Raw genomic sequence first — 19,463 nt, 5'->3', positions numbered from 1 at the left:
GTGCCTGAAGTGACAGCTATCAGTCTCGGTATGCCCGCCGTGCCGCCCCCGCCGCTCGCTCCCCGTCGGGCCAGCCGCCAGATCATGGTCGGTTCGGTGCCGGTCGGTGGTGGCGCTCCGGTGTCCGTGCAGTCGATGACCACGACCCTCACCTCCGACATCAACGCCACGCTCCAGCAGATCGCCGAGCTGACCGCGTCCGGCTGCCAGATCGTCCGGGTGGCGGTGCCGTCCCAGGACGACGTCGAGGCGCTGCCCGCGATCGCCAAGAAGTCGCAGATCCCGGTGATCGCGGACATCCACTTCCAGCCCAAGTACGTCTTCGCCGCGATCGACGCCGGCTGCGCGGCCGTCCGGGTCAACCCGGGCAACATCCGCCAGTTCGACGACAAGGTCAAGGAGATCGCCCGTGCCGCGGGGGCGGCGGGGGTGCCGATCCGGATCGGCGTCAACGCCGGCTCACTGGACAAGCGCCTGCTCAGCAAGTACGGCAAGGCCACCGCCGAGGCGCTCGTCGAGTCGGCGCTGTGGGAGTGCTCGCTGTTCGAGGAGCACGGCTTCCGCGACATCAAGATCTCGGTCAAGCACAACGACCCGGTCGTGATGATCCGCGCCTACCGGCAGCTCGCCGAGCAGTGCGACTACCCGCTGCACCTCGGCGTCACCGAGGCCGGTCCGGCCTTCCAGGGCACCATCAAGTCGGCGGTCGCCTTCGGCGCCCTGCTCGCCGAGGGGATCGGCGACACCATCCGGGTGTCGCTGTCCGCCCCGCCGGTCGAGGAGATCAAGGTCGGCAACCAGATCCTGGAGTCGCTGGGCCTGCGCGAGCGCGGCCTGGAAATCGTCTCCTGCCCGTCCTGCGGACGCGCCCAGGTGGACGTCTACAAGCTCGCCGAGGAGGTCACCGCCGGCCTGGAAGGGCTGCCGGTGCCGCTGCGGGTCGCCGTGATGGGCTGCGTCGTCAACGGTCCCGGCGAGGCCCGGGAGGCAGACCTCGGCGTGGCCTCCGGCAACGGCAAGGGCCAGATCTTCGTCAAGGGCAAGGTCGTCAAGACGGTGCCCGAGGCGCAGATCGTGGAGACGCTCATCGAGGAGGCGCTGCGGATCGCCGACGAGATGGGCGCCGAGCTGCCCGAGGAGCTGCGCGGGCTGATCAGCGGCCCGACGGTCACCGTGCACTGATCTTCCCGCTACAAACAGCGGCCGTTCCCCGGGTGGGGAACGGCCGCTGTGCGTTCCTGGTCTTTTCGCGCTGTGGCGTCACTCGGATTCGGCGAGGATCGCGTACAGCTTGCGCCGCGTCTCGTCGAGCACCTGGGCGGCCCGCTCACGCTGGTCGTCGGTGCCGTTCATCATCACCTGGCGCAGGGCGTTCATCGCCTGCGCGCCGGAGTCGCGGATGTCGTGCCAACTGGTCACGGTGCCCTGGGCGACGTCCGCCCACGCCGGGGCCTGCGCGGCCTCGGTGGCCTCGGCCTGACCGGCCTCGGTGACCGTGAACCGCTTCCGCCCGCCGCCGGACTCCTCGGTGCTGGCGACGATCACACCCTCGTCCTCCAGCAGCTGAAGGGTGGGGTAGATCGACCCCGGGCTCGGCCGCCACGCACCACCGGTGCGGGAGTCGATCTCCTGGATCATCTCGTAGCCGTGCATCGGACGCTCGGTGAGCAGCGCCAACACGGCGGCTCGGACGTTGGGGCGTCGTCCTCGGCCCCGGCCACGGCCCCGACCGCCCCAGGGGCCGCCGTGTCCGTGCCCGTGCGGACCGGGCGGGACCGGCGGGAAGCCGAACCCCCGCATCCGGGCCTCGTGCAGCGGGTGGTGCTCTCGATGGAACCTCATCGGGTTCTCCTTCATCTCGTACTGTCGCTGATGCATCAACGATATATCGGCAATGCGTCGCCGACAAGTCTTCGGTTGCCCCGGGTGCGGCGGTCCTGCTCGCCGGCCTTGTCACTCGGCCGGCGGGGCCGGGGGTCGATCTGGCAGGCTGGTAGTCGTGCTGACGGTGCCGGTACGCCAACTGGGGGAATCGGAGCGCCGCGCGGTCGAGCGACTACTCGACCATGACCCGTTCGCGGGCGCGCAGGTCGCTGAGCGGATCGCCGCGCGCGGCCTGTCCTGGTGGAGGGCCGAGGGCCGGATCCTGGGGTACGGTGCGCGGCGCAACCTGGAATCACTGTGCTGGCTCGGCGGCAACCTCACGCCGGTGCTGGCGAGCGACGCCGCGGTGGCCGCCTTCGCCGACCTGCTCGCGGGCGAGGAGCGGCTCTGCTCCTCCATCGTCGGCCGAGCCGATGCCGTGCTCGGGCTGTGGGACCGGCTCTCCGACACCTGGGGGCCGGCACGAGACGTTCGCCCCAACCAGCCACTGCTGGCCGCCGACGCCCTGCCACCCGTACCGGCCGACCCGGAGGTCCGCCAGGTCCGCTCCGGCGAGGTCGACCTGCTCTTCCCGGCCGCGGTGGCCATGTACACCGAAGAGGTCGGCGTCTCCCCGCTCGCCGAGGACGCCGGGCGCAGCTACCGCCGGCGGGTCAACGACCTGGTCCGGGCCGGTCGGGCGTACGCCCGCTTCGTCGACGGCAAGGTCGTGTTCAAGGCCGAGTTGGCCGTCGTCACCAAGCGGACGGCACAGGTCCAGGGCGTCTGGGTGGCACCGGAGTGGCGGGGCCGGGGGATCGCGACGGCCGCCATGGCCGCCGTGGTCCGCGACGCGCTGCTGCGGGTCGCCCCCACGGTCAGCCTGTACGTCAACGACTTCAACCTGCCGGCCCGCCGGGTCTACGAGCGCTGCGGCTTCCAGCCGATCGGCACCCTGGCCACCGTCCTCTTCTGACCGCTGCGTCTCGCGGGTCGCCGGTGGGGTTCGGGGGTGGCTGACGCCCTGCTCAGGGGCGGAAATTCGGTTGAATCTGGGCGTTGGCGCCGGCAGGCTGAAGTCTCCGCCACCCCACCTCCGGAGGACTTTCCATGCGCCTGCTCCGTGATATGTGGGGCACCTCGACCCGTCGAATGACGACCGTGGCGGTCCTGATCGTGCTCGGCGCCGCCGGTCAGGCGGGCGCGTCGGCGCTGGCCGGCGCCGTGTTGGTGCACCGCTCGGCCGGCTTCTTCGCCGTGCTGGCCGCGGCGCTGGTCGCCGTGGTTCTCAGCGACCTCGCGGTGAGCCTGCTGATGGCCGGGGTGACCGCCGACTGGTCCGCCCACGTGCGCCGCCGGCTCTGCCGGGTCGCTCTCGGGCAGGACCTGCCCACCCTGGAGACCACCCCGGTGGGCGAGTTGCTGGACCGGATCGACGGGGACGTCTACCAGGTGGCGTCGGCGATCCGTAACCAGGGCACCCGGCTCGCCCAGGGGCTCTGCGTCGGCCTGCTGTCGATGGTCGTCGCGTTGTTCGTGTGGTGGCCGGCCGGGGTCGCGATGCTGCTGCTCACGGTGGTGCTCGCGGCCGGTCTGCGCGGGCCGACGGCGCGGATCGCCCCGGCCCGGATGGCCGAGGAGGAGGCGTGGTCCGACCTGGCCGCGGTGATGGAGGAGGCGGTGCACGGGCAGGACGACGTACGGACCAGCCTGGCCCGACCGTACGTGTTGCGGTTGTACGCCCGGCGGGCCGCCGCCGTGCTGTCCCGGGGCGGTCTGGTCTGGGTGTTGTCCGCCCGGGTGGCCGCGGCCGCCACCGCGACGATCCGGGGTGGCATCGGCGTGGTGGTGCTCGGCGGGGCGTGGGCGTTGGCCACCGCCCGGATCGACGCCGCCCGGCTCACCGCCATCTGGCTGCTCGCCCTGGCCTTCGGCGCCACCGCCGAGCACGTCAGCCGGATGGTGCCGGAGATCCAGGAGGCTCTCGGCGCGTGGGCCCGGGTGCGGTTGCTGCACAAGGCTCGGCAGGAGCCCGTCGGCGGCGCCAGCCCGACCGAGGGTGACCTGCGCATCCGGGACCTGACCTTCGAGTACCAGGTGAGCGGTTCGGAGAACGACCGGGCCGCCGCGCTGCGTGGGCTCAGCCTCACCTTCGCGCGCGGCCGCTCGTACGCGCTGATCGGGCGGACCGGTTCGGGCAAGTCGACGCTGGCGAAGGTGCTGACCAGGGCGGTCGACGTGCCGCCGGGCACGGTCTTCCTCGGCGGCACCGACCTGTGCGACCTCGACGTCGAGCAGTTGCGCCGCTGGGTGGCGCTGGTGCCGCAGCGTACGGAGATCCTGGCCGGCACCCTCGCGGAGAACGTCGCGCTCTACGACCCGGAGTTGCTCGACGCCGCGGCCCGAGCACTTGACGAGCTGGGTCTGGCCGGCTGGATCGCCGAGCTGCCGGACGGGCTGGCGACCCGGCTGGGGGAGGGTGGGCACGTGCTCTCCGCCGGGCAGGAGCAGCTTGTGGCGTTCGCCCGGATCCTGGTCCGTGACCCGCACGTGGTGATCCTCGACGAGGCCACCGCGCGTCTGGATCCCGTCACCGAGGCTCGGGTGCAGCGGGCCACCGAACGACTGCTGCGCGACCGGATCGGCATCGTCATCGCCCACCGCCTCTCCTCGGTGCGTCGCTGTGACGAGGTGGTGGTGCTGGCCGACGGCGCGGTGGTCGAGGCCGGCCCGCTGGAGACGTCGACACGCTTCGCCGAACTGCTGGCGACCAGTCACGCCGCCGCGTACGCCGCGGTGGCACCGAACGGCCGCACCGGCACCGGCACCGACCTGCTGGTCGGCCCCGACCTGGCCGCCGCCTGGCCGGGCGGCCCGCCGACAGCCGGCGACTCCGACCTGGCCGGCGCCTGGCCGGGCGGCCCGTCGAATGCCGCCGACTCCGACCTGGCCGGCGCGTGGCCGGGCGGTCCGGCGACCACACCGGTCGGGCCGACGCGGACCGAACCGCCACCGCTGCCGCCCGTCCCGCCGGCCCGGACGCTGCGGGAGATCGTCCGACTGTGCACCAACGATCCCCGGTACGGGATGGCCGCGATCGGGCTGTTCCTCGGGCTCAGCCTGCTGGGGCTGGACGGCCCGGTGCTGCCCTGGCTCTGGGCCGACCTGGTCGACGGCACCGGCAACCCGTACCTGCCCGCGGCCGGGATCGTGGCCGGGCTGCTGGTCACCCTGCCGTTGCCGTACTACACCCACGTCTGGTTCCCGCAGTGGTGGGTGCGGCAGATGCTGCGGATCGGCCTGCGCCTGGTGCACGGCCAGACCGGGCCGCGCCGGGTCAGCTCGCACACCCCGGCCGAGGTGGTGGCGCAGGGCGGCGACACCGAGCGGGTGGTCCAACTCGCCGACAACGTGCTGGACCAGAGCGTCGCGCTGGTCCTGGTGGTCGCCATGACGGCGGTCACCGGCAGCGTCGTACCGGGGCTGTTCTTCCTCGGCACGATGGTCGTCTCCGGGCTGGCCGCGACGCTGTTCGGGCCGAAACTCGAACGTGCGGCCCAGGCGACGGTGACGGCGCGGGCGGCCTTCGCCACGGCGCTGGTCTCGGCGCTCTCCGCGGCGCGGACGGTGAAGCTCGCCGGCGCGACCACTGCGGTGCTGCGCCACCTGGCGGGCCTGGACGTGCTGCGCAGCGACCGGCAGCGGCGGGAGATCTCGGTGCAGGTGTGGGCGCGTTCCACGCCGTCGATGGCCAGTGGGCTGTTGCCGATCGGCGCGTGGGCGCTCTACCTGGGCGGCTCACTCTCCGCCGGTGCGGTGCTGGTGGCCGTCTCCACGCTGGGGGCGGCGCGCTGGTTCGCCTGGACGACGGCGTCGTTGATCTCGCAGTTGCCCTCGGCGCGGGTGTGGACCCGGCGCACGACGGCGATGACCGGGGTGAGCGCGTACTCCGCGGGGGTTCCGGCTGTCGACCTGGCCGCCGGGACGGCGCCCGCGCCGACGCCCGCGCCGCGGCATCCGCTGCGCCGGCTGGAGCTGCGTGGCTTCGGAGTGGTGCACTCCGACGGTACGGTGGCCGTCCGCGAGGTGGACCTGACCGTGCAGCGGGGGCAGTTGGTGCTTGTCGTCGGGCCGGTGGGTTCGGGCAAGTCCTCGTTGCTGCGGGCGTTGGCCGGGATCGTGCACCACACCGGCGAGCTGACCTGGAACGGCGACCCGGTCACCGAGCCGGAGCTGTTCCTGCGGCCCAACCAGGTCGGCTACGTCGGCCAGTTGCCCCGGGTGCTCTCCGGCACGGTGGCCGACAACATCGCGCTGGGCCACCAGGTGGACGCGGCCGGCGCGGTCAGCACCGCCCAGCTCGACCACGACCTGGCCGCCGCCGGCGGTGGGCTGGGTCTGCTCATCGGGCACAAGGGCACCCGGCTCTCCGGCGGGCAGTTGCAGCGGCTGGCGCTGGCTCGGGCGCTGGCACCGCGTACCGAACTGTTGGTCGCAGACGACGTGTCGTCGGCGCTCGACGTCACCACGGAGCTGGCGTTGTGGCAGGCGTTGCGCGAACACGGGGTGACGGTGGTCGGCTCGACCGCGAAGCGTGCCGCGCTGGTCCGCGCCGACCACGTGGTGGTGTTGCTCGGCGGCACGGTGGCCGCCCAGGGCACCTGGCAGGACCTGGAGGGCGACTGGTCGCACCTGGCGGGCTGACCCCTCGGACGGCGGCAGCGCGGGCTGACCTCTCGGACGGCGGCAGCGCGGGCTGATGCCTCGGACGGCTGCCGGGAACGGCAGCCGTCCGAGGCGGCGGGATCAGGCGCGGGCGTACTGCGCTGGCCCGCTGTGGACAACGCCGAGCTTGGCGGCGGCCCGGCGCGGCCAGTACGGGTCGCGCAGCAGCTCCCGGCCGAGCAGCACCAGGTCGGCCTCGCCGCCGGCCACGATCTGCTCGGCGTGCTCGGGCTCCACGATCAGGCCCACCGCGCCGGTCGGCACGCCGGCCTCGCGGCGGATCTGGGCGGCCAGCGGCACCTGGTAGCCGGGGCCGAGCGTGATGCGCTGGTCCGGGCTCACCCCGCCGGAGGAGGCGTCGACCAGGTCCACGCCGACTCCGGCCAGCTCGCCGGCGAGTACCACGCTGTCCTCGATCGTCCAGCCGCCCTCGACCCAGTCGGTGGCGGAGATCCGGGTGAGCACCGGCACGTCCTCGCCGACCGCGGCGCGCACCGCGCGGGCCACCTCCAGGGTGAGTCGCATCCGGGCGGACCGGTCGCCGCCGTAGCCGTCGGTGCGGTGGTTGGTCAGCGGGGAGAGAAACTCGTTGAGCAGGTAGCCGTGCGCGGCGTGGATCTCCACGGCGGCGAAGCCGGCGGCCAGCGCGCGTTCGGCGCCGGCGGCGAACGCGTCGACCACGCCGGCGATGCCGGCCTCGTCCAGGGCGGTCGGCGTCCGGTAGCCGGCGGTGAACGGCTCCGCACCGGGGGCGACGGGCGTCCAGCCGCCCTCGGCGTCCGGCACGCCGCCGCGTTCCGGCGCCCACGGGCGGTAGGTGGAGGCCTTGAACCCGGCGTGTGCGAGCTGCACGGCCGGCACCGCGCCGTGTGCGGCGACGAACGCGGTCACCGGCCGCCAGGCGTCCACGTGCGCGCCGGACCACAGCCCGGTGTCCTGCGGGCTGATCCGCCCCTCGGGGAGTACGGCGGTCGCCTCGGTCAGCACCAGGCCGGCGCCGCCGACGGCGCGACTGCCGAGGTGGACCAGGTGCCAGTCGGTGGGCAGGCCATCCGGGCCGGCGGAGTACTGACACATGGGCGCCATGGCGATCCGGTTGGGCAGGGTGACGGCGCGCAGGGCCAGGGGAGTGAACAGGGAGCTCATGGGGTCATCCTCTCGAAGACGGCGACCGGCCCCTCCGGGGAGGGGCCGGTCGCCGTCGGTGTGCTGTGGTCAGGCGGGAACGGGGGTCAGCTCGGGGCGGGTCTCCGCGACCGGCTCCGGGTCGGTCAGGTCGCGTCGACCGGCGGACTCGTACGCGGCCCGGTCCAGGGTGCCCTCGCGGGCGGCGACCACGGTCGGCACCAGGGCCTGCCCGGCCACGTTGGTGGCGGTGCGGATCATGTCCAGGATCGGGTCGATGGCCAGCAGCAGGCCGGCACCCGCCAGCGGCAGACCCAGCGTGCTGAGGGTCAGGGTGAGCATCACGATCGCGCCGGTCAGGCCGGCGGTGGCCGCCGAACCGACCACCGAGACGAACGCGATCAGCAGGTAGTCGCCGACGCCGAGGTGCACGCCGAAGACCTGCGCCACGAAGATCGCGGCGAGTGCCGGGTAGATGGCGGCGCAGCCGTCCATCTTCGTGGTCGCGCCGAACGGCACCGCGAACGAGGCGTACTCGCGGGGCACGCCGAGGCGCTCGACGGAACGCTGGGTCACCGGCATGGTGCCGACCGAGGAGCGGGACACGAAGGCCAGCTCGATCGCCGGCCAGGCGCCGGCGAAGAAACGCAGCGGGTTGAGGCGGCCGGCGAGGATCAGCACCAGCGGGTAGACCACGAACAGCACGATGGCGCAGCCGACGTAGACGGCGGTGGTGAACTTCGCGAGGGGGGCCAGCAGGTCCCAGCCGTACGAGGCGACGGCGTTGCCGATCAGGCCGAGGGTGCCGATCGGGGCGAGCCGAATGACCCACCAGAGCGCCTTCTGGACGATCTCCAGCAGGGAGCGGTTCAGCGCCACGAACGGTTCGGCGGCCTCGCCGACCAGCAGGGCCGCGGCGCCGATGACGACGGCGAGGAAGACGATCTGCAGGACGTTGCCCTCGACGAACGCGCCGACCGGGTTGGTGGGCACGATGCCGGTGAGGAAGTCGGTCCAGGAGCCGGTCTTCTTCGGCGCCGTGGCGCCACCCAGGTCGAGGGTCACGCCCTTGCCCGGGTTGGTGAGCAGGCCGAGGCCGATGCCGATGCTCACCGCGATCAGCGCGGTGATGCCGAACCACATCAGGGTCTTGAGGGCGAGCCGGGCGGCGTTGGCCACGCCGCGCAGGCTGACCACGCTGACCACGATGGCGGTGAAGACCAGCGGCGGTACGGCGAGCTTGAGCAGTTGGACGAAGAGGCTGCCGACGGTGTGCAGGGTGCTGGTCAGCCAGCTCAGGTCGTTGCTGCGGGCAACGAAACCGAGCACGACGCCGAGCACGAGGCCGAGCAGAATCTGCACGGAGAAGGGAATCTTGCGCAGGCTGAAGGGCATGAGGAATCTATCCAATTGTCCGGTCTGATCAGGGCGGGCGTGGGAACGCGGCTAACCCGGACAGATGCCACTGGCCTGTAGTCGGAGATCGACATACAGGCGGACAGTGAGGCCCCAGACATTGCTCATCGCCAATCGACGATACCCCGCCGGCGGGATATCGCAAGGAGCGGTAGGCGTGAGGATCCTTACAAGGGGGTTGCCGGCCGGCGGTCCAGGGCCAGGGCGGTGGCGGTGGCGACGCCCCAGGCGACCACCAGCGCGAGGACCAGCCGTTCCAGCACACCCGCCAGCGCGCCCCGCCCGACGACGAGCATGGCCAGCCCGACAGTCGCGCACAGCGGCAGGGTCAGCGTGGCGGTCACGCCGGCCAGCCGACGCACCACCGGCCCGGCCGGCACGGACACGGCGAGCGTGAGCATGGCGAAGACCACCGACGCGGTTGCCGCGATGCTCGCGCCGCCGTGCACCAGATCCGCCGTGGTGGCGCGCTCGAACGGCGGCAGCGGGCAGCCGGCGGAGCAGGTCACCGCCCCGGACACGGCGGCGAACACGGCACCGCTGGCGAGCAGCGCCGGGGCCGCCGCCCACACCCCCGGGGGCAGCGCCGCGCCGAGCAGCAGCAACGCGCCGGCAAGGGCCAGGACCCCGATCCGGTACGTCGCGGCGTGTCCACTGCCGGCGATGCCCGCCTCGCTGACGTACCCGGTGAGCCCCGGACCGGGACCGGCGACCACGGCGAACGTCACCGCGACCGCACCGGCCAGCGCGCAGCCCGCCGCGGCGGAGCCGGCGACCCGGCGGGCGACGTCCGAGCCGGCCCTCGGCGCGGTGGTGGGGCCGGACCGACCCGGCTCAGCCACGCCCGTGTGGCGTGCGCCAGCCCGACTCGTCCGGCCCGAGTGGCACGATGCCGCTGGGGTTGATCTCCCGGTGCGTGCCGTAGTAGTGCCGCTTGATGTGGTCGAAGTCCACCGTCTCGCCGAAGCCCGGGGTCTGGAACAGGTCCCGGGCGTACGCCCACAGCACCGGCATCTCGGTCAGCTTGTTGCGGTTGCACTTGAAGTGGCCGTGGTACGCGGCGTCGAAGCGGACCAGCGTGGTGAACAGCCGCACGTCGGCCTCGGTGATCGCGTCACCCAGCAGGTAACGCTGCCCGGCCAGCCGCGCGGAGAGCGCGTCCAACCGGGCGAAGAGCGCGCGGAACGCCTCGTCGTACGCCTCCTGGGAGGTGGCGAACCCGCACCGGTAGACGCCGTTGTTGACGTCGGCGTGGATCTCGGCCATCAGCGCGTCCATCTCCGGGCGCAGCGCGACCGGGTACAGGTCCGGCGCGTCGGGTGCGTGCAACGACCGCCACTCGGTGGAGAAGTCGAGGGTGAGCTGCGGGTAGTCGTTGGTGACCACCCGACCGGTCCGGGTGTCGACGAGCGCCGGCACGGTCACCCGGCCGGTGTAGTCCGGGTCGGTGGCCAGGTACGCCTCGGAGAGGAAACCAACGCCGAGGACCGGGTCGAAGCCGTCCGGGTCGAGAGCGAACGCCCAGCCCCGCTCGTCGCGGATCGGGTCGACGGTGCCCAGCGAGATCGCGTCGTCCAGCCCGAGCAGGCCGCGCACGATATTCGCCCGGTGCGCCCACGGGCACGCCCGGCACCAGATCAGCCGGTACCGGCCGGCCTCCAACGGCCAGCGGTCCTGCTCGTCCGGCCCGCCACCGGGCGGGGAGGTCGAGTCGGCGGTGACCCGACCGGTGAACCGGTTGGGCTGGCGGACGAACGCGCCGCCGCCGCTGGTCTCTGCGCTGAACTGGGCCCGGGCCATGCCGTCAACCTATCCGCTGCCGGCGCGGATATCCTGGCGGCCGGCAGCCCCCGCGATCCGGTGGGCGTGCCCCCACCCCCGCCGTCTGCACCCCTAAGGACTCGCGATGACCGTGGCATACCTGGTGGCCGGTGTCCGCACCCCGATCGGTCGGTACGCTGGCGCGCTGGCCGGCGTCCGCCCCGACGACCTGGCCGCGCACGTGATCCGCGAGTTGGTCGCCCGCCACCCGTCGGTGGACTGGGCGCGGGTGGACGACGTCGTGCTCGGCTGCGCCAACCAGGCCGGCGAGGACAACCGCAACGTGGCCCGGATGGCGGCGCTGCTCGCCGGCCTGCCCGAGGAGGTGCCGGGCAGCACCGTCAACCGGCTCTGCGGCTCCGGCCTGGACGCCCTGGCCACCGCCGCCCGCGCCATCGTGGCCGGGGACGCGGAGTTGATGATCGCCGGCGGGGTGGAGAGCATGAGCCGGGCGCCGTTCGTCATGCCGAAGGCGACGTCGGCGTTCTCCCGCTCGGCCGAGGTGTACGACACCACACTGGGCTGGCGGCTGGTCAACCCGTTGATGCGCGACGGGTGGGGGGTCGACTCGATGCCGGAGACGGCGGAGAACGTGGCCGCCGAGTACGGCGTCAGCCGGGCCGAGCAGGACGCCTTCGCGTACCGCTCGCAGCAGCGTGCGGCCAAGGCGCAGGTCGACGGCCGGTTCGCCGAGGAGATCGTGGCGGTGTCGGTGCCGGCCGGTCGGCGCGAGACCCGGCTGGTCGAGGTCGACGAGCACCCCCGGGAGACCACGCTGGAGAAGCTGGCCGCGCTGCCCACCCCGTTCCGCGACGGCGGCACGGTCACCGCGGGCAACTCCTCGGGCGTCAACGACGGCGCGGTCGCGCTGCTCGTCGCCAGCGAGGCGGCGGTTGCCCGGTACGGCCTCACCCCGCTGGCCCGGATCGGCGGTGCGGCGGTGGCCGGCGTACCGCCCCGGATCATGGGGATCGGTCCGGTGCCGGCGACCCGCAAGTTGCTCGACCGTGTCGGCGTCGAGATGGGTGCGGTGGACGTGGTGGAGCTGAACGAGGCGTTCGCGGCGCAGTCCGTGGCGGTGTTGCGCGAGCTGGGGTTGCCCGTGGACGCCGACCACGTCAACCCGAACGGTGGGGCCATCGCGCTGGGGCACCCGCTCGGTGCCAGCGGCGCACGGCTGGCGCTGACCGCCGCCCTGGAGCTGCGCCGACGCGGCGGACGGCGGGCGTTGGCCACCATGTGTATCGGCGTCGGTCAAGGCATCTCGCTGATGCTGGAGTCAGCCGCCTAGAGTGGTGCACACCACACGACCCGCGGGTCGGCCGGTGCTCGCGCACGCCCGTCGACGCCGGTGCCCTCCCGCGCCGCGGCGATGAACTGGGGAGCACGCTGATGCCGGACGAACTGCCGACCGAGATCGATCTGACCAGGCCGAGCGCGGCCCGGGTGTACGACTATTTCCTGGGTGGGGCGCACAACTTCGAGATCGACAGGCGGCTGGCCGAGCAGATCGCGAGCATGACCCCGAATCTCGCCGCCACCATGCGCTCCGGCCGGGAGTTCCTGCGTCGGGCCGTCCGGGTGTTGCTGGACGCCGGCATCGACCAGTTTCTCGACATCGGCTCCGGAATTCCCACTGTGGGCAATGTGCACGAGGTGGCTCAGGGGGTGAACCCGAAGGCTCGCGTGGTGTATGTCGACATCGACCCGGTGGCCGTCGCGCACAGCCGCGAACTGCTCGCGGGCAACGAGCTGACCGGCGTCATCCACGCCGACCTGCGCGAGCCGGAGCGGATCCTCACCGAGACCCGGCAGCTCGGGCTCATCGACTTCAGCCGGCCGATGGGCATCCTGCTGGCCGGGGTGGTGCACTTCGTCCCGGACGCCGACCGTCCGGAGGAGATCCTGGCCACCCTGCGGGCCGCCGCCGCGCCGGGCAGCTACCTGGTCGTCTCGCACTCCACCTTCGAGGACCAGCCGCAGGAGATGCTGGACGCCCAGCGGCTCTCCGCCAGGACGGCCACCGAGATCACCCTGCGCTCCCGTGCCCAGGTCACCGGCTTCTTCGGCGACTGGACGGTCCTCGACCCGGGCGTGGTGCACATGCCACTCTGGCGTCCCGACTCACCGTCCGACGTGGACGAGCACCCGGAGCGGTTCGGCGCCTTCGGCGGCGTCGCCCGGTACGACCAGCCCGCCGGCTGATCGACATGGCCGCCGTCCCGGACCCGGTCGGGGTCGACGCCGGCCGGGCCGACGTCCAGGGGTTCGCCGCAGACTGGGCCCGCGCGGTCCGTCGCCTCGGGTTCGTGCCGTTCAGCGCGGCCGAGACCGAGCGGCTGCTGCTGACGCACACGATCCGGCTGGCGGAGGCGGTGTGGGCCGAGCCGTTCCGCTCCGGCCCTGCCGAGGAGGTCGGGCGGGCGCTTGTCGAGGCGCACCTCAGCGAGCCGCGAGCCCTGGAGTGGACGCTGCGGGCACTCGGTTCGGACTTCTCGCGGCGCGTACTCGGCGCCGCCGAGCGGCCGGCGGACCTGGCGGAGCGGATCGCGGCGCTGCAGGGCCGGCTGGCCGCCGGCTTCGCCCGCGCGTTGCGCGACCGCACCTTCAGCCAGCAGGAGCGGATCGCCCAGTCGGCCTGGCAGGCGCGTGACCAGGTCGAGCAGGCGCTGCGCGACAGCGAGGCCCGATTCCGCGCGGTCTTCACCGGCGCCGCGATCGGGATCGGCATCGCCGGCGTGGACGGCCAGATCATCGACGTCAACCAGGCGTTCGCCGACATGCTCGGCTACTCGATCGAGGAGTTGCGCGAGATCAACGTGGCGGCGCTGTTCCACGCCGACGACGCCGCCGGGATGTGGGAGCTCTACCAGGAGCTGATCGAGGGCAAACACGACACCGCCCGGGTGGAGAAGCGCTACCACCGCAAGGACGGCAGCGTGGTCTGGACGGATCTGGCCGTCTCGCTGATCCGGCACGGCGACGGCCGACCGCGGTTCACCGTCGCGATGATCGAGGACATCACCGAGCGGTACGAACTCCAGCAGCGGCTGCGCTTCCAGGCGCTGCACGACCCGCTGACCGGGCTGCCCAACCGGACGCTGTTCTTCGAGACGTTGAACCGGGTCCTCGACGCCGCCGGCACCGGGCGGCGGGTCGGGGTGTGCTTCCTCGACCTGGACGGCTTCAAGGCGATAAACGACAGCCTCGGCCACGACCTCGGCGACCAACTGCTGGTGATGATCGGCCGCCGGCTGGCCGCGTGCGTGGCCGACCGCGGCCACCTGGTCGCCCGGATGGGTGGCGACGAGTTCGTGATCCTCGTCGACGGGGGAGACGACATCGACGACGCGGTGGCCGTCGCGGAGTCCGCGCTGGCCGCCGTCGCGGCCCCGGTGCACGTCGGAGACCACCAGTTGGCCGTCTCGGCCAGTGTGGGCATCGTGCAGTGCCCGGCGGCGGAGACCACCGCGTCGGAGCTGATGAAGGCGGCGGACACCACGCTCTACTGGGCCAAGGGGGCGGGCCGGGGCCGCTGGGCGGTGTACGACCCGGAGCGCAGCGCCCGGGACATCGCCCGGTCGGCACTCGTCGCCGGGCTGCCGGCCGCCCTGGACCGGGGCGAGTTCGTGCTGCACTACCAGCCGATCGTGTCGCTGCTGGAGGGCACGATGCTGGCGGTGGAGGCGCTGGTCAGGTGGGAGCACCCGGAGTTGGGCCTGATCGGGCCGGACCGGTTCATCGGCCTGGCCGAGGAGACCGGCCTGATCGTCCGGCTCGGCGAGTGGGTGCTGCGGCAGGCCTGTCAGGACGCCGAGCGGTGGCGGCGGGAGTTTCCCGCCGCCCGGCTGGTGGTCAGCGTCAACCTGGCCGCCCGGCAGGCCGACGACCCGGCGATCGTGGACACGGTGGCCGACGTGCTGCACACCAGTGGGCTGCCCGCCGAGCTGCTCCAGCTGGAGCTGACCGAGAGCGCCGTGATGGGCAGCGCCGGTGAGCCGCTGCGCAGCCTGTACCGGCTCGCCGCCCTCGGCGTCCGGCTGGCCGTCGACGACTTCGGCACCGGTTACTCCAACCTGGCGTACCTGCGACGGTTGCCGATCCACTGCCTGAAGCTCGCCGGCCCGTTCGTCGAGGGCATCCGCGCCGACGGGACCGACCTCGCCGCCGACCACCGCGACGAACGGATCGTCGACGCGTTGGTCCGGTTGGCGCACGCCCTGGAGCTGTGGGTCACCGCTGAGGCGGTGGAGACCGGGGTGCAGGCGGAGCGGCTGCGGGCGCTGCGCTGCGACACCGGGCAGGGCCGGTACTTCGGCGCCCCGGCCCCGGCCGACGAGATCACCGCCCGGCTGCGGGGCGGTGCGACGTGAGCGGGGCTGGGGTGGCCGGCGGTCGGCGGGGCCGCACCACCGTGGACCGCCCGCCGGACGGCGTGCGCGAGGGGCACCTGCGGTCCGGTCGGCTCGGTCCGGTCGGATGGCGGCGAGGGAGGGTGGCGGCGTGGACCTGACGGATTCGCAGACGGCGGTGACAGTGGTGGCCGGGCTGGCCATCCTGGCCGGGTTGGCCGGCGTGGTGGTGCCCGGCCTGCCGGCGTTGCCGCTGTGCTGGGGCGGCGTACTGGTCTGGGCGATCTTCGGCGGTGCCGGGATGGGCGGGTGGGCGGTGTTCGCCGCCGCCACGGTCGTCGCGGCGGGCGGTACCGTGATCAAGTACGCGTGGCCGGGTCGCAACCTGAAGCGCACCGGTGTGCCGACGTCCACGCTGCTCGCCGGCGGGGTGCTCGGCATCGTCGGGTTCTTCGTGGTGCCGGTCGTCGGGCTGGTGCTCGGCTTCGTGGCCGGGGTGTGGGCGGCGGAGCGGCTGCGGCTGGGCAGCAACCAGTTGGCCTGGCCGTCCACCGTGCAGGCCCTGAAGGCGGCTGGCCTGTCGATGCTCGTGGAGTTCCTGGCCGGCCTCGTAGTAGCAGCCCTCTGGGTAACCGGCCTCGTCCTCACCTAGCCCCCCGTCCCCGTCCCGCGGGCTTGGGTGGGGGCGGGGCGCGGGGCACTTTTTGGGTACGGCGGGATGGCCGTACGTGAGAGAGAGGCGTGCCCCGCGCCGTGGGCCGGGCGGTCCGAGTGCCCGGCGAGTGGCCCGTGGATCGGGCCTGGTCACGGGGTCAAGGATGCGGGTCGGAGCGGCCGGACGGCAACGCAATTAGCCCACCGGCGGTGAGATTCCCACCCGCGACGTATTGACCGTCTTGATCGGCCGGGTCGACACTTTGCGCACTCGCACGCGGAACCACCTCAGGGAGGTGTGCAGTGGCAACGACCCCGATGCCGACCGCCGAGCAACCGATGGACGACGACGCCCGACGGCTCGCCGAACTCGGCTACAAACAGGAGTTGCGCCGCAAGTGGAGTGGCTTCTCCAACTTCGCCATCTCGTTCTCGATCATCTCGATCCTGGCCGGCTGCTTCACCACCTTCGGCCAGGCGTGGAACAACGGCGGGCCGGTCGCCATCTCCTGGGGATGGCCGCTGATCTCGCTGTTTATCCTGATCATCGGCTTCTGCATGGCCGAGTTGGTGTCGGCGTACCCGACCGCGGGCGGGATCTACTGGTGGGCGGCCACCATGGGGCGCCCGGTGCACGGCTGGTTCACCGGCTGGTTGAACCTGATCGGCCTGGTGGCGGTCACTGCCTCGGTCGACTACGGCTGCGCGACGTTTCTCAACCTCACCCTGTCGGCGCTCTTCGACGGCTGGGCCGGCACGCTACGCCAGGCCTTCCTGCTCTTCGTGGTCATCCTGGTGCTGCACGGCCTGATCAACATCTTCGGGCACCGGATCATCGACGTACTCCAGAACGTCTCGGTCTGGTGGCACGTGGCCGGCGCGGCCGTCGTGGTGGCCATCCTGGTCCTCGTCCCGGACAACCACCAGAGCTTCCAGTTCGTGTTCACCGAGCGGTTCAACAACTCCGGCTTCGGTGACGGCGACATCGGTGGGCTGACGTTCTGGTTCTACGTGCTGCCGCTGGGTTTCCTGCTGACCCAGTACACGATCACCGGCTTCGACGCCTGCGCGCACGTCTCCGAGGAGACCCGGGGCGCCTCGCAGGCCGCCGCCCGAGGGCTCTGGCAGTCGATCTTCTATTCGGCCGTCGGTGGCTGGATCCTGCTGCTGGCGTTCCTCTTCGCGGCCACCGACGTCGAGGCGGTCAACGCCGCGGGCGGCTTCTCCGGAGCCATCTTCGAGTCGGCGTTGACGCCGGTCTTCTTCAAGATCGTCATCATCATCTCCACCATCGGCCAGTTCTTCTGCGGGATGAGTTGCGTGACCTCGATGAGCCGGATGGCGTACGCGTTCAGCCGGGACCGGGCGGTGCCGGGGTGGCGGCTCTGGTCGACAGTCGACCGCAACGGCACCCCGGTCAAGGCGATCATCGGCGCGACCCTGGCCGGCCTGGTGCTGACCCTGCCGGCGCTCTACGAGAGCTCGGCCGGCATCCCGATCGCCTTCTACGCGGTGGTCTCCGTCGCGGTTCTCGGGCTCTACCTGTCGTTTCTCATCCCGATCGCGCTGCGACTGCGGATGGGCGACCGGTTCGTGCCCGGCCCGTGGACGCTCGGGCGGAAGTACCGGCCGCTCGGCTGGATCGCGGTGATCGAGATCGCGATCATCGCCGTCTACTTCGTGCTGCCGATCGTGCCCGCCGGGGTGCCCGGCAACGACGACTTCACCTGGTCGGCGGTGAACTACGCGCCGCTGGCCGTGGGCGGGGTGCTGCTGGTGGTCGCCGTGTGGTGGTACGCCTCGGCCCGTCGGTGGTTCACCGGCCCCGTGCGTACCGTCGAGGAGCGTGCACCGGCGGACGAGGCGGCACCGGTCGACGGCCCGGCCTGAGTCGGCGCCCGGCGGGGCGGGCGGCGCGCCCGTCCCGCCGGGTTTGCCACAGTCGCCATCGGGGGCATTGACGGTGATCCGGTTTGCCAGTAGACCTTGGTGATGGAGGCCCGCGCATGACGAAAGCTCCGTTCACGCTGGAAGAGTTGCGGGTCGCCGTCCAGGCCGGCGAGATCGACACCGTGGTGCTGGCCCTGGTCGACATGCAGGGTCGGTTGCAGGGCAAGCGGTTCCACGCGCCGTTCTTCCTCGACCAGGTGGTCGAGCACGGCAGCGAGGGCTGCAACTATCTGCTCGCCGTCGACGTCGACATGAACACCGTCGACGGGTATGCGATGTCGAGCTGGGACCGCGGCTACGGCGACTTCGCGATGGTGCCCGACTTCGGCACGTTGCGCAGGATGCCCTGGCAGCCGGGCTCCGCGCTGCTGCTGGCCGACCTGACCTGGCTGGACGGTTCCGGTGACGTGGTCGCCTCGCCCCGGCAGATCCTGCGCCGGCAACTGGCCCGGTTGGCCGAGCACGGGCTGACCGCGTACGCGGGCACCGAGCTGGAGTTCGTGCTGTTCCGCGACTCGTACGAGGACGCCTGGCGGCGCGGCTACCGTGATCTCACGCCGGCCAACCAGTACAACGTGGACTACTCGCTGCTCGGCACCGCCCGGGTGGAGCCGCTGCTGCGCCGGATCCGCACCGAGATGGCCGGCGCGGGGCTCACGCCGGAGAGCGCCAAGGGTGAGTGCAACCTCGGCCAGCACGAGATCGCCTTCCGCTACGACGAGGCGGTCGCCTGCGCCGACCACCACGTGATCTACAAGAACGGGGCCAAGGAGATCGCCGCCCAGGAGGGGATGGCGATCACCTTCATGGCCAAGCCGAACGAGCGGGAGGGCAACTCCTGCCACATCCACTTCTCGCTGCGCGACGGCAACGGTCGCTCGGCGATGCTCGGTGACGGGCCGGCGCACCTGTCGCCGACCGGGCAGCGGGTGCTGGCCGGGCTGCTGGCCACCATGCGGGAGTTCAGCCTGCTGTTCGCCCCGAACATCAACTCCTACAAGCGCTACCAGCCCGGGTCGTTCGCCCCGACCGCGCTGCGCTGGGGCGTGGACAACCGCACCTGCGCGCTGCGGGTGGTGGGGCACGGGCAGGGCATGCGGGTGGAAAACCGGGTGCCCGGCGCCGACGTCAACCCGTACCTGGCGATCGCCGGGCTGGTCGCCGGCGCGCTGCACGGCATCGACGGAAAGCTGGAGTTGGGCGAGGAGTGCACCGGCAACGCGTACGACGACCCGCAGGCCGAGCGCGTCCCCAGCACCCTGCGCGACGCCCTGGCCCTCTGGGAGGGCTCCACGGCAGCCCGGGAGGCGTTCGGCCCCGAGGTGGTAGCCCACTACGCCAACCAGGCAAAAGTAGAGCTGAAGGCCTTCGACGCGGCGGTAACGGACTGGGAGCTAACCCGTGGCTTCGAACGCCTCTAACCCCCCACCCCCGCCCGTTGCCCCCGCCCCCGCCCGTTGCCCCGTCGATCATGGAGTTGTGCTGGGTGGAAAGTCCCGTCCGGCGGCTTTTGTCAGGCACCACAAGTCCATGATCGACCGGGATGAGGAAGGGGCG

General features: G+C 72.4%; 14 protein-coding genes. 9 read left to right on the top strand and 5 right to left on the bottom strand.

Annotated features, from left to right (window positions below; genetic code table 11):
• The first annotated feature begins 9 nt into the window (after positions 1 to 9).
• Positions 10 to 1,182: a flavodoxin-dependent (E)-4-hydroxy-3-methylbut-2-enyl-diphosphate synthase gene (gene ispG, locus AB0B57_RS22995; protein ID WP_357073235.1), complete on the top strand. Its 1,173-nt coding sequence runs from the start codon at positions 10 to 12 to the stop codon at positions 1,180 to 1,182.
• Between the two features lie 78 nt (positions 1,183 to 1,260).
• Here the strand turns inward: ispG and AB0B57_RS22990 are convergent, their stop codons facing one another.
• The gene (locus tag AB0B57_RS22990; RefSeq protein ID WP_357073232.1) at positions 1,261 to 1,842 is read right to left on the bottom strand and encodes a PadR family transcriptional regulator; all 582 of its coding nucleotides are present in this window, start codon (positions 1,840 to 1,842) and stop codon (positions 1,261 to 1,263) included.
• 157 nt (positions 1,843 to 1,999) lie between these two features.
• Here AB0B57_RS22990 and AB0B57_RS22985 point away from each other — a divergent pair, with 157 nt between their 5' ends.
• The gene (locus AB0B57_RS22985; RefSeq protein WP_357073229.1) at positions 2,000 to 2,839 is read left to right on the top strand and encodes a GNAT family N-acetyltransferase; all 840 of its coding nucleotides are present in this window, start codon (positions 2,000 to 2,002) and stop codon (positions 2,837 to 2,839) included.
• 134 nt (positions 2,840 to 2,973) lie between these two features.
• On the top strand, positions 2,974 to 6,567 hold the full coding sequence (locus tag AB0B57_RS22980) for an ABC transporter ATP-binding protein (RefSeq protein ID WP_357073225.1): 3,594 nt from the start codon (positions 2,974 to 2,976) through the stop codon (positions 6,565 to 6,567).
• 102 nt (positions 6,568 to 6,669) lie between these two features.
• Here the strand turns inward: AB0B57_RS22980 and AB0B57_RS22975 are convergent, their stop codons facing one another.
• From AB0B57_RS22975 to AB0B57_RS22960, 4 genes are all read right to left on the bottom strand, one after another.
• A complete protein-coding gene (locus AB0B57_RS22975; RefSeq protein WP_357073222.1) occupies positions 6,670 to 7,734 on the bottom strand; it encodes an NADH:flavin oxidoreductase/NADH oxidase in 1,065 nt (354 codons plus the stop codon).
• A 69-nt stretch (positions 7,735 to 7,803) separates the two neighbouring features.
• Complete coding sequence (locus tag AB0B57_RS22970; RefSeq protein WP_357073291.1) at positions 7,804 to 9,096, bottom strand: dicarboxylate/amino acid:cation symporter; 1,293 nt, start codon at positions 9,094 to 9,096, stop codon at positions 7,804 to 7,806.
• Between the two features lie 200 nt (positions 9,097 to 9,296).
• A complete protein-coding gene (locus AB0B57_RS22965) occupies positions 9,297 to 9,971 on the bottom strand; it encodes a DUF998 domain-containing protein (RefSeq protein WP_357073219.1) in 675 nt (224 codons plus the stop codon).
• The gene (locus AB0B57_RS22960) at positions 9,964 to 10,929 is read right to left on the bottom strand and encodes a glutathione S-transferase C-terminal domain-containing protein (RefSeq protein ID WP_357073216.1); all 966 of its coding nucleotides are present in this window, start codon (positions 10,927 to 10,929) and stop codon (positions 9,964 to 9,966) included. The genes AB0B57_RS22965 and AB0B57_RS22960 overlap by 8 nt, the downstream gene beginning before the upstream one ends.
• Positions 10,930 to 11,035: 106 nt before the next feature.
• Here AB0B57_RS22960 and pcaF point away from each other — a divergent pair, with 106 nt between their 5' ends.
• From pcaF to AB0B57_RS22930, 6 genes are all read left to right on the top strand, one after another.
• A complete protein-coding gene (gene pcaF, locus AB0B57_RS22955; protein ID WP_357073213.1) occupies positions 11,036 to 12,241 on the top strand; it encodes a 3-oxoadipyl-CoA thiolase in 1,206 nt (401 codons plus the stop codon).
• A gap of 101 nt (positions 12,242 to 12,342) precedes the next feature.
• Entirely contained in the window at positions 12,343 to 13,155 is an 813-nt protein-coding gene (locus tag AB0B57_RS22950) for an SAM-dependent methyltransferase (protein ID WP_357073210.1), read from the top strand.
• A 5-nt stretch (positions 13,156 to 13,160) separates the two neighbouring features.
• Positions 13,161 to 15,323 carry an EAL domain-containing protein gene (locus AB0B57_RS22945; protein WP_357073207.1) on the top strand — a complete coding sequence of 721 codons (2,163 nt, stop codon included), beginning with the start codon at positions 13,161 to 13,163 and terminating at the stop codon, positions 15,321 to 15,323.
• A 130-nt stretch (positions 15,324 to 15,453) separates the two neighbouring features.
• Positions 15,454 to 15,954: a DUF456 domain-containing protein gene (locus AB0B57_RS22940; RefSeq protein ID WP_357073204.1), complete on the top strand. Its 501-nt coding sequence runs from the start codon at positions 15,454 to 15,456 to the stop codon at positions 15,952 to 15,954.
• A 305-nt stretch (positions 15,955 to 16,259) separates the two neighbouring features.
• Positions 16,260 to 17,846, top strand: coding sequence for an amino acid permease (locus tag AB0B57_RS22935; protein WP_357073201.1), 1,587 nt, complete (start codon positions 16,260 to 16,262; stop codon positions 17,844 to 17,846).
• A 116-nt stretch (positions 17,847 to 17,962) separates the two neighbouring features.
• On the top strand, positions 17,963 to 19,327 hold the full coding sequence (locus tag AB0B57_RS22930; RefSeq protein ID WP_357073198.1) for a glutamine synthetase family protein: 1,365 nt from the start codon (positions 17,963 to 17,965) through the stop codon (positions 19,325 to 19,327).
• Positions 19,328 to 19,463 lie beyond the last annotated feature (136 nt).

Origin of the sequence: Micromonospora sp. NPDC049101 (assembly GCF_040648675.1) — a bacterium.
Lineage (GTDB): Bacteria > Actinomycetota > Actinomycetes > Mycobacteriales > Micromonosporaceae > Micromonospora.
This window is presented reverse-complemented; position numbering and strand designations above follow the sequence as displayed.